Origin of the sequence: Streptomyces sp. NPDC059906 (assembly GCF_042730645.1) — a bacterium.
In the GTDB taxonomy this organism is placed as follows: Bacteria; Actinomycetota; Actinomycetes; order Streptomycetales; family Streptomycetaceae; genus Streptomyces; species Streptomyces rubrogriseus.
The window spans coordinates 227,016-235,605 of record NZ_JBHWKU010000012.1; the positions used below are offsets into that span (position 1 = coordinate 227,016).

Annotated in this window: 8 protein-coding genes; 1 reads left to right on the top strand and 7 read right to left on the bottom strand. The window is 72.1% G+C overall.

The genetic code is table 11. The features are described from left to right. Positions 1-12 precede the first annotated feature (12 nt). The 7 genes from ACFV9J_RS20475 to ACFV9J_RS20505 all read right to left on the bottom strand — a co-directional run bounded on the left by ACFV9J_RS20475 (position 13) and on the right by ACFV9J_RS20505 (position 7,644). Complete coding sequence (locus ACFV9J_RS20475) at positions 13-1,035, bottom strand: TIGR03842 family LLM class F420-dependent oxidoreductase (protein ID WP_385356111.1); 1,023 nt, start codon at positions 1,033-1,035, stop codon at positions 13-15. Between the two features lie 11 nt (positions 1,036-1,046). Next, positions 1,047-2,450, bottom strand: coding sequence for a dihydropyrimidinase (gene hydA / locus ACFV9J_RS20480; RefSeq protein ID WP_385356112.1), 1,404 nt, complete (start codon positions 2,448-2,450; stop codon positions 1,047-1,049). Positions 2,451-2,485: 35 nt separating this feature from the next. Next, positions 2,486-3,328 carry a nitrilase-related carbon-nitrogen hydrolase gene (locus ACFV9J_RS20485; protein WP_385356113.1) on the bottom strand — a complete coding sequence of 281 codons (843 nt, stop codon included), beginning with the start codon at positions 3,326-3,328 and terminating at the stop codon, positions 2,486-2,488. 123 nt (positions 3,329-3,451) lie between these two features. Then, on the bottom strand, positions 3,452-5,074 hold the full coding sequence (locus ACFV9J_RS20490; protein ID WP_385356114.1) for a PucR family transcriptional regulator: 1,623 nt from the start codon (positions 5,072-5,074) through the stop codon (positions 3,452-3,454). A 39-nt stretch (positions 5,075-5,113) separates the two neighbouring features. Further along, positions 5,114-6,397, bottom strand: a complete 1,284-nt coding sequence (locus ACFV9J_RS20495; RefSeq protein WP_385356115.1) for an aspartate aminotransferase family protein — start codon at positions 6,395-6,397, stop codon at positions 5,114-5,116. Beyond that, a complete protein-coding gene (locus tag ACFV9J_RS20500; RefSeq protein WP_385356116.1) occupies positions 6,394-7,236 on the bottom strand; it encodes a nitrilase-related carbon-nitrogen hydrolase in 843 nt (280 codons plus the stop codon). The genes ACFV9J_RS20495 and ACFV9J_RS20500 overlap by 4 nt, the downstream gene beginning before the upstream one ends. Positions 7,237-7,392: 156 nt before the next feature. After that, a complete protein-coding gene (locus tag ACFV9J_RS20505) occupies positions 7,393-7,644 on the bottom strand; it encodes a helix-turn-helix domain-containing protein (RefSeq protein WP_385356118.1) in 252 nt (83 codons plus the stop codon). Between the two features lie 139 nt (positions 7,645-7,783). On the opposite strand from ACFV9J_RS20505, the gene map reads away from it, so the two are divergent. Next, complete coding sequence (gene map / locus ACFV9J_RS20510) at positions 7,784-8,560, top strand: type I methionyl aminopeptidase (protein ID WP_385356120.1); 777 nt, start codon at positions 7,784-7,786, stop codon at positions 8,558-8,560. Positions 8,561-8,590 lie beyond the last annotated feature (30 nt).

Sequence of the window (8,590 nt, forward strand, 5' to 3'; positions counted from 1 at the left end):
GGCCGGGGTGGCTCAGGCGTTGACGGCCGGGATGACCTGGCTGCCGTAGGTGTCGATCACGGCTTCCCGCGCGTCGTGCATGGCGTACAGCGCGAACTGGTCGACGCCGAGGGCGCGCAGGGCGGTCAGCTTCTCGATGTGCTTCTCGACCGGCCCGATCAGGCAGAACCGGTCGACGATCTCGTCCGGCACGAACTGCGTGTCCGGGTTGCCGCTGCGCCCGTGGTGGGCGTAGTCGTAGCCCTCGCGGGCCTTGATGTAGTCGGTGAGTTCGTCGGGCACGGCACCGGTGTGGGCGCCGTACTTGGCGACCAGGTCGGCGACGTGGTTGCCGACCATGCCGCCGAACCAGCGGCACTGCTCCCGCGCGTGGGCGAGGGCTTGTGGCGAGTCGTCGGCGGTGACGTAGGCGGGGGCGGCGACGCAGACCGTCACCTCGGCGGGGTCGCGTCCGGCGGCCTCGGCGGCGTCCCGGACGGCCTTGACCATGTACTCGGTGAGGTAGAGGTCGGCGAGCTGGAGGATGAAGCCGTCGGCCTCCTCGCCGGTCATCTTCAGGGCCTTGGGACCGTACGCGGCCATCCACACGGGGACTTCGGCGCCGGGCCTGGTCCAGGGGAAGCGGACGACGGTGCCGCCGCCGAGGTCGGCCTCCTCTCCCCTGCCCAGCGCGCGGATGACCTTGATGGCTTCGCTTATGCGGGCGAGGGTGTTGGGCTTGCGGCCGGCCACCCGCATCGCGGAGTCGCCGCGGCCGATGCCGCAGACGGTGCGGTTGCCGAACATGTCGTTGAGGGTGGCGAAGGTGGAGGCGGTCACCTCCCAGGTGCGGGTGCCCGGGTTGGTGACCATCGGGCCGATCTTCAGCGTGCTGGTGTTGGCCAGGACCTGGCTGTAGATCACGAACGGCTCCTGCCACAGCACGGCGGAGTCGAAGGTCCAGCCGTGGCTGAAGCCGTTGCGCTCGGCCCGCCGCATCAGCTCCACGACACGGGAGGCCGGCGGGTCGGTCTGCAGGACGAGTCCGAAGTCCATGGGCACCGCTCCTAGTTCAGGTACTGGCAGGTGGCGCGCGGGGTGTAGGCGCCGTGGCCCTTGCGCCCGGTGTACTCCCGCTCGGTGACGACCGGTTCGCCGCGCGAGAGCACGGTCTCCACCCGGCCGGTGATCCGCCTGCCCTCGTACGCCGAGTAGTCGACGTTCATGTGGTGGGTCTCGGCGGAGATGACCTGCTCGGCGTGCGGGTCGTAGACGACGATGTCGGCGTCGGCGCCGGGCGCGATGGTGCCCTTCTTCGGGTACAGGCCGAACATGCGGGCCGGGGTGGCGCAGGCGATCTCGATCCAGCGGCGGCGGCCGATGTGCCCGTCGACGACGGCCTGGTGGAGCAGGTCCATGCGGTTCTCGACGCCCGGCATCCCGTTGGGGATCTTGGAGAAGTCGCCGCGGCCCAGCTCCTTCTGGCCGGTGAAGCAGAAGGGGCAGTGGTCGGTGGAGACCACCTGGAGGTCGTTGGTGCGCAGGCCCCGCCACAGCGCCGCCTGGTGTTCCTTCGGCCGGAGCGGCGTGCTGCACACGTACTTGGCGCCCTCGAAGCCGGGCTCGGCGAGGTTGTCGGTGGACAGGAACAGGTACTGCGGGCAGGTCTCGCCGAAGACGGGGAGGCCTTCGTCGCGGGCCCGGGTCAGTTCGGCCACCGCCTCGGTCGCCGAGACGTGCACGACGTACAGCGGCGCCCCGGCGACCTGGGCCAGCCGGATGGCGCGATGGGTGGCCTCGGCCTCCAGCAGGGCCTTGCGGACCTCGCCGTGGAAGCGGGGGTCGGTCTCGCCGCGGGCGAGGGCCTGCTCGACGAGGACGTCGATGGCGATGCCGTTCTCGGCGTGCATCATGATCAGGCCGCCGTTCCCGGCGGCGCGCTGCATGGCGCGCAGGATCTGTCCGTCGTCGGAGTAGAAGACGCCGGGGTAGGCCATGAACTGCTTGAAGGAGGTCACCCCCTCCTCCACCAGCAGGTCCATCTCCTTGAGCGTCTCCTGGTTCACGTCGGAGACGATCATGTGGAAGCCGTAGTCGATGGCGCAGTTGCCCTCGGCCTTGGCGTGCCAGGCGTCCAGGCCCTCGCGCAGGGAGTGCCCGACGCTCTGGATGGCGAAGTCGACGATGGTGGTCGTGCCGCCCCAGGCGGCGGCGCGGGTGCCGGTCTCGAAGGTGTCGGCGGCGTAGGTGCCGCCGAAGGGCATCTCCATGTGGGTGTGCCCGTCGACGCCGCCCGGGATGACGTACTTGCCGCTCGCGTCGATGACGTTCTCGGCGGTGAACGCCTCGGCGGCCGGGGTGCCGGTCGCGGCGAGGGCGGCGACGCGGCCGTCCTCGATCAGGACGTCGGCGTGGATCTCGTCGGAGGCGGTGATGACGAGGCCGCCGCGGATGACGGTACGGCTGCTCATGCTGCTGTTCCCTCCTGTCAGGGGCCCCGGGAAGGTCAGGGCGCGGTCAGCGGGGAGTAGGCGCCCGGCGCGCGGTCGCGGTAGAACTGCCAGCGGTCGCGGACCTCGCGCAGCTTGGCCAGGTCGAGGTCGCGGACGACGAGTTCGGTCTCCTTGTCACTCGCCACCTCGCCGACGAACTGGGCCTCGGGGTCGACGAAGTACGAGGTGCCGTAGAAGTCGTTGTCGCCGTACTCCTCGACGCCGACGCGGTTGATGGCGCCGACGAAGTACTCGTTGGCGACGGCGGCCGCCGGCTGCTCCAGCTGCCACAGGTAGCCGGACAGGCCGCGCGAGGTGGCCGACGGGTTGAAGACGATCTCGGCGCCTTCGAGGCCCAGCGCCCGCCAGCCCTCGGGGAAGTGCCGGTCGTAGCAGATGTACACGCCGACCTTGCCGACGGCGGTGTCGAAGACCGGCCAGCCGCTGTTGCCGGGGCGGAAGTAGAACTTCTCCCAGAAGCCGCGCACCTGCGGGATGTGCGTCTTGCGGTACTTGCCGAGGTAGGAGCCGTCGGCGTCGATGACGGCGGCGGTGTTGTAGAGGACGCCGGGCTGCTCCTCCTCGTACATGGGGAGCACCAGGACGATGCCGTGTTCGCGGGCGAGCCGCTGGAAGCGCTCGACGACCGGGCCGTCCGGGACGCTCTCGGCGTACGCGTAGAACTCGGGGTCCTGGACCTGGCAGAAGTACGGTCCGTAGAACAGCTCCTGGAAGCACATGACCTGTGCGCCCTGGGCGGCGGCGTCGCGCACCGCCTGCTCGTGGACCTGGATCATCGATTCCTTGTCGCCCGTCCAGGCGGTCTGGAAGAGCGCGGCACGGATCACTCGGCTCATCTTCGGCCTCCACTCGCTCGAATCGCTCGCTGTGGCGCTCGGTGTACGGCGAGACTAGGGACCGGCGGTGGCCGAGATGAGTGGCACGGTGTCACGTCTGCGGGGGTCGGGCATTGCACGGTGTCACCCCTGCTGTGCGTCGTGGGCGAGGAGCGCGATGTGCACGGAGGCCGCCTGCTCGAAGTCGTCGAGGTCGACGCCGAGGCGGCCCTGTATGGCTTCGAGGCGCCGGTAGAGGGCGGGCCGGGAGACGTGGTGGAGCTGGGCGGTGCGGGACTTGTTGCGGCCGGTGGCGAGGTAGGTGCGCAGCACGGGCAGCAGGTCCCGGTCGGGGCCGCGCAGGAGTCCGTCCAGCTCGCGTTCGGCGAAGGACTGCACGTGCGGGTCGTCGCGCAGCAGCCGCACCAGACCGCGCAGGTGGATGTCGCGCAGCCGCACGACCGGCGGCAGGTCCAGGGCGGCCGCCGCGGAGTCGGCGACCGCGTCGGCGACGTGCTGGGCCTCGCGCAGCCCGGCGGGCACGTCGCTCCAGTCGGCCCGGGCGTCGGCGGCGGCGACCACCGCGTGGGAGTTGTCCGGTTCCGCACGCAGCCGGGCCGCGAAGTGGGCGGTGAGCGCCCTGGCGTCCTGGTCGGGGGCGAGGCTGAGCAGGACGGCGACGTGGTCGTCGGCGAGGCGGGCGGCGAGACCGGGCAGGCCGAGGCGCCGCAGTACCCGGGCCGGCCGGGCGCTCTCGCGCTCGCGGACGACGAGGGGGACGAAGACGCGCCGGTTGACGGGCAGACCGGCGGCCCGGGCCCGGGGCAGCAGTTGCCGCGCCGGTACCGCTCCGCTGACCAGGTCGGTGAGCAGGCTCCGCGCGGACTGCTCCTCCCAGGAGTCCCACGCGTCCCGGGAGCCCGCGGGAACGCCCGGGTGCGTGCCGTCACCGGCGAGCATGCGGTGCAGGACGAGCGCCTCGGCCGCGCGGTCGGCGAGCAGGCGTCCGGCGGCCCGCTCGCCCCGGTAGCCGCACAGCACCAGGCGCCCCCAGCCCTCGCCCCGGCAGGTCAGTTCGGCGCGGACCCAGCCGTCGGCCGAGCCGGCGCCTGCCTGGCGGGCGATGCGCTCCCAGTCCCGCAGTACGTCGTCGACGGCGGCCCGCTCCCCCGCCGTGGCGAGGACCCGGTGGGCGAGGTTGGTGACGACGACCGGGCAGCCGGCGTGCCGGGCCACCTCGTCGAGCAGGCGCTGCACCGGGGCGCCCGCGGTGATCAGACCGGTCAGCTCGGTGCGGACGGCCTCGGAGAGGCTGACGGCGGCGAACTTGCGGCGCAGCAGCCGGGACTGCACCTCCTCGGTCAGTTCGGCGAAGGGGAAGGGCCGGTGCAGTACCACCATGGGCAGCCCGCAGCGCTCGGCCGCGCTGCGCATGACCTCGGGCGGGGCGGGGAAGGCACGGCCGAGGCCGAGCACGACGGCGGCGGCCTCGGCGCGGTCCAGTGAACGGATGTACTCCCCCTGCCGGTCCTCGTCACCGGCGAGCAGCACACCGGTGGTGAGGACCATCTCGCCGCCGCTGAGCATCACCCCGACGTCGGCGGCCTCGGCGACGTGCACCCAGCGCACGGGCCGGTCGAGGCGGTGCGCTCCGGCCACCACCTCGGGCTGTCCGGCCCGCACCCGTTCGAGGCCGAGGACCTGACGGACCGACAGGGCCGGTTCCCAGGGCTGCCGGGCCGGGGGCTGCGGGGTGGTCGTATCCATGGCGGCCTCTCCTGGGCTCGTCCCGCGGTGATCAGGCGGTCAGATGCTCCGCAGGGCGCGTTCGAGGATCGCGGCGCCCTCCTCGGCCTCCGCGACGGTGAGGGACATCGGCGGGGCGACGCGCAGGACGCTGGTGCTGTGGCCGCCGCCCTTGCCGACGAGCAGCCCGCCGGCGCGGGCCTCCTCCAGTACGGTGGACGCCGCCTCGGGGGCGGCCTGGTCGGTGCCGGGCCGGGTCAGCTCCACGCCGATCATCAGCCCGCGCCCGCGTACCTCGCGCACGTGCGGCACCTGGGCGGCGACGGCGCGCAGGCGCTCGATGAGCAGGCCGCCGACGCGCCGGGCGTTGCCCTGGAGGTCGTGTTCCAGGAGGTGGTTGAGGTTGGCGAGGCCCGCGGCCATGGTGACCTGGGTGCCGCCGAAGGTGGAGATGCTGTTGGCGTCCAGGCAGTTCATGATCTCGGCGCGGGCGACGACACCGCCGATCGACATGCCGTTGCCGATGCCCTTGGCAAAGGTGACGATGTCCGGCGGGCCGCTCCTTGCGTGGGCCTGCCAGCCCCAGAAGTGCTCGCCGGTGCGGCCCCAGCCGGTCTGCACCTCGTCGGAGATCCACAGGATGCCCCGCTCGTGCAGCACCTCGCGGAAGGCGGCGTACAGGCCGTCCGGCGGGGAGGTGAAGCCGCCGACGCCCTGCACGGGTTCGGCGATCAGGGCGGCGGGGGCGCGGGTGTGGCCGAGCAGGTCCGACAGGTCGGCGACGCAGGCGTCGATGAAGTCCCGGTCGTCCAGGTGGGCGTAGGGGCCGCGGGTGCGGACGCCGCCGTGGACGTAGAGGGTCTGGAGCGGGGAGAGGGAGGTCGGGGACCAGCCGCGGTTGCCGGTGATGCCGACGGAGCTGAAGGAGCGGCCGTGGTAGCTGTTGCGCATCGCCAGGATCGCGTTGCTGCGGCGGTGGGCGGTGGCGAGCAGCAGGGCGGTGTCGTTGGCCTCGGTGCCGGAGGTGGTGAAGAAGACGCGGGCGTCGGGGATGCCGGACAGCTGGGCGACGCGTTCGGCGAGTTCGACCATGGGCCGGTTGAGGTACAGGGTCGAGGAGTGGTTGATCCGCCCGGCCTGCTCGGCGACGGCCTTGGTGACCTCGGGCAGGGCGTGCGCGGTCATCGTGGTGAGGATGCCGCCGAAGAAGTCCAGGTACTTGTTCCCGGCGGCGTCCCAGACGTACCGGCCCTCGCCGTGGGTGATCTCCAGCGGGTCCTCGTAGTAGAGGGCGAGCCAGTCGGGCAGGACGGCGCGGTGGCGGGCGAAGAGGTCACGGGTCACGGCCGCACCAGCCCCTCGTAGGCGTCGGGGCGGCGGTCGCGGTAGAAGGCCCACTGCTGCCGCACCTCGTCGATGAGGTCGAAGTCCAGGTCGCGGACGACGAGTTCCTCCTTGGTGTCGCTGGCCGTCTCCCCGACGAACTGCCCGCGCGGGTCCACGAAGTACGACGTGCCGTAGAAGTCGTTGTCGCCGTACTCCTCGACGCCGACCCGGTTGATGGCGGCGACGAAGTACTCGTTGGCGACGGCCGCGGCGGGCTGTTCGAGCTGCCACAGGTGGGCGGAGAGGCCGCGGTGGGTGGCGGACGGATTGTAGACGAGCTGGGCGCCGCCGAGGCCGAGTTGGCGCCAGCCCTCCGGGAAGTGCCGGTCGTAGCAGATGTAGACGCCGACCTTGCCGACCGCGGTGTCGAAGACGGGCCAGCCCAAGTTGCCGGGGCGGAAGTAGAACTTCTCCCAGAATCCCTTGACCTGCGGGATGTGGTGCTTGCGATACGTCCCGAGGACGGTGCCGTCGGCGTCGATCACGGCCGCGGTGTTGTAGTAGAAGCCGGACTGCTCGACCTCGAAGACGGGGACGACGATCACCATGCCGGTCTCGCGGGCGAGGGCCCGCATGCGGCGGGTGGTCGGGCCGTCGGGCACGGGCTCGGCCCAGCGGTAGTGCTCGGGGTCCTGGACCTGGCAGAAGTAGGGGGCGTTGAACACCTCCTGGAACCCGATGACCCGCGCGCCCCGCCTGGCGGCCTCGCGGGCGTGCTCCTCGTGTTTCGCCACCATGGACTCGGTGTCGCCGGTCCAGGTGGCCTGGACCAGAGCGGCACGTACGACGTTGGCCATGAGCTGCTCCTTCGACACGACGTCAGAGCCTCTACGCCCGTAGAGCAGGCCGTAGAGGGACGAACGTAAGCCTGGCCGGACGGGCTTGCCAAGACCATCGTCGCCAAGGCGCGGTGTCGATCACGTTTCGCACTCCTGTGGGTGAGTGCGGGTGCCTCAGGCCGGCACGGGCACACACCTGCCCACCAGCTCGTCCATGGACAGCCCCAGCGCGGCTGCCAGCGCGGCCACCGTGAAGAACGCCGGGGTGGGTGCCCGGCCGGTCTCGATCTTGCGGAGGGTCTCGGCGGAGATTCCGGCCTGGGCGGCCACCGCCGTCATGCTCCGCTCACCGCGGGCCGCGCGCAGCAGGCGCCCGAGCCGCTCGCCGCGCTCGCGCTCTTCGGGGGTCAGAGGGGTGCGTACCATGTCGTCATTCTAATACCGGTTTCCCGTACCGGTCCCGGGTCCCGGGTCACGGGTCCCGGGTCCCGGGTCCCGGGTCCCGGGTGCGCCGCACATCGCGCCAGGTCGCGAACCCAATTCAAATACCGGTATAGTAATTGGCATGGTGGAACTGAAGACGGACACATCGATCGACGCCATGCACGCGGCCGGACAGGTCGTCGCGCGCGCCCTGACCGCCGTACGGCAGGCCGCCGACGTGGGCGTGTCCCTGCTGGAGCTGGACGCGGTGGCGCACGAGGTGCTGCGGGAGGCGGGCGCGGGCTCGCCGTTCCTCGGGTACCGGCCCTCCTTCGCGCCGACGCCCTTCCCGGGTGTCATCTGCGCCTCGGTGAACGACGCGATCGTGCACGGCATCCCGGACGGCTACCGGCTGCGCGACGGGGACCTGGTCTCCATCGACTGCGGCGCCCTCCTGGAGGGCTGGGCCGGCGACTCGGCGCTCAGCTTCGTGGTGGGCACCCCGCGCCCGGCCGACCTGACGCTGATCGAGACCGCCGAGCGGGCCCTGGAGGCGGGCATCGGGGCGGCCGTCGTCGGCAACCGCATCGGCGACATCGCGCATGCCATCGGCACGGTGTGCCGGTCGGCCGGCTACGGGATCATGGAGGACTTCGGCGGCCACGGCATCGGCAGGCACATGCACGAGGACCCCGGGGTGCCCAACGAAGGCCGCCCGGGGCGCGGGCTCCCGCTGCGGCACGGCATGGTCCTCGCCATCGAGCCCATGCTGACCGCCGGCGGCCGGGACGACTACCACGCGGCCCCCGACGGCTGGACCCTGCGTACCAACGACGGCTCCCGGGCCGCCCACGTGGAGCACACCGTGGCGATCACGGACGGCGGCCCGCGCGTCCTGACGTCGAGGGACGGCCTCTGAGGGACGAGGCGGCCCGGACCCGGCCCGGGC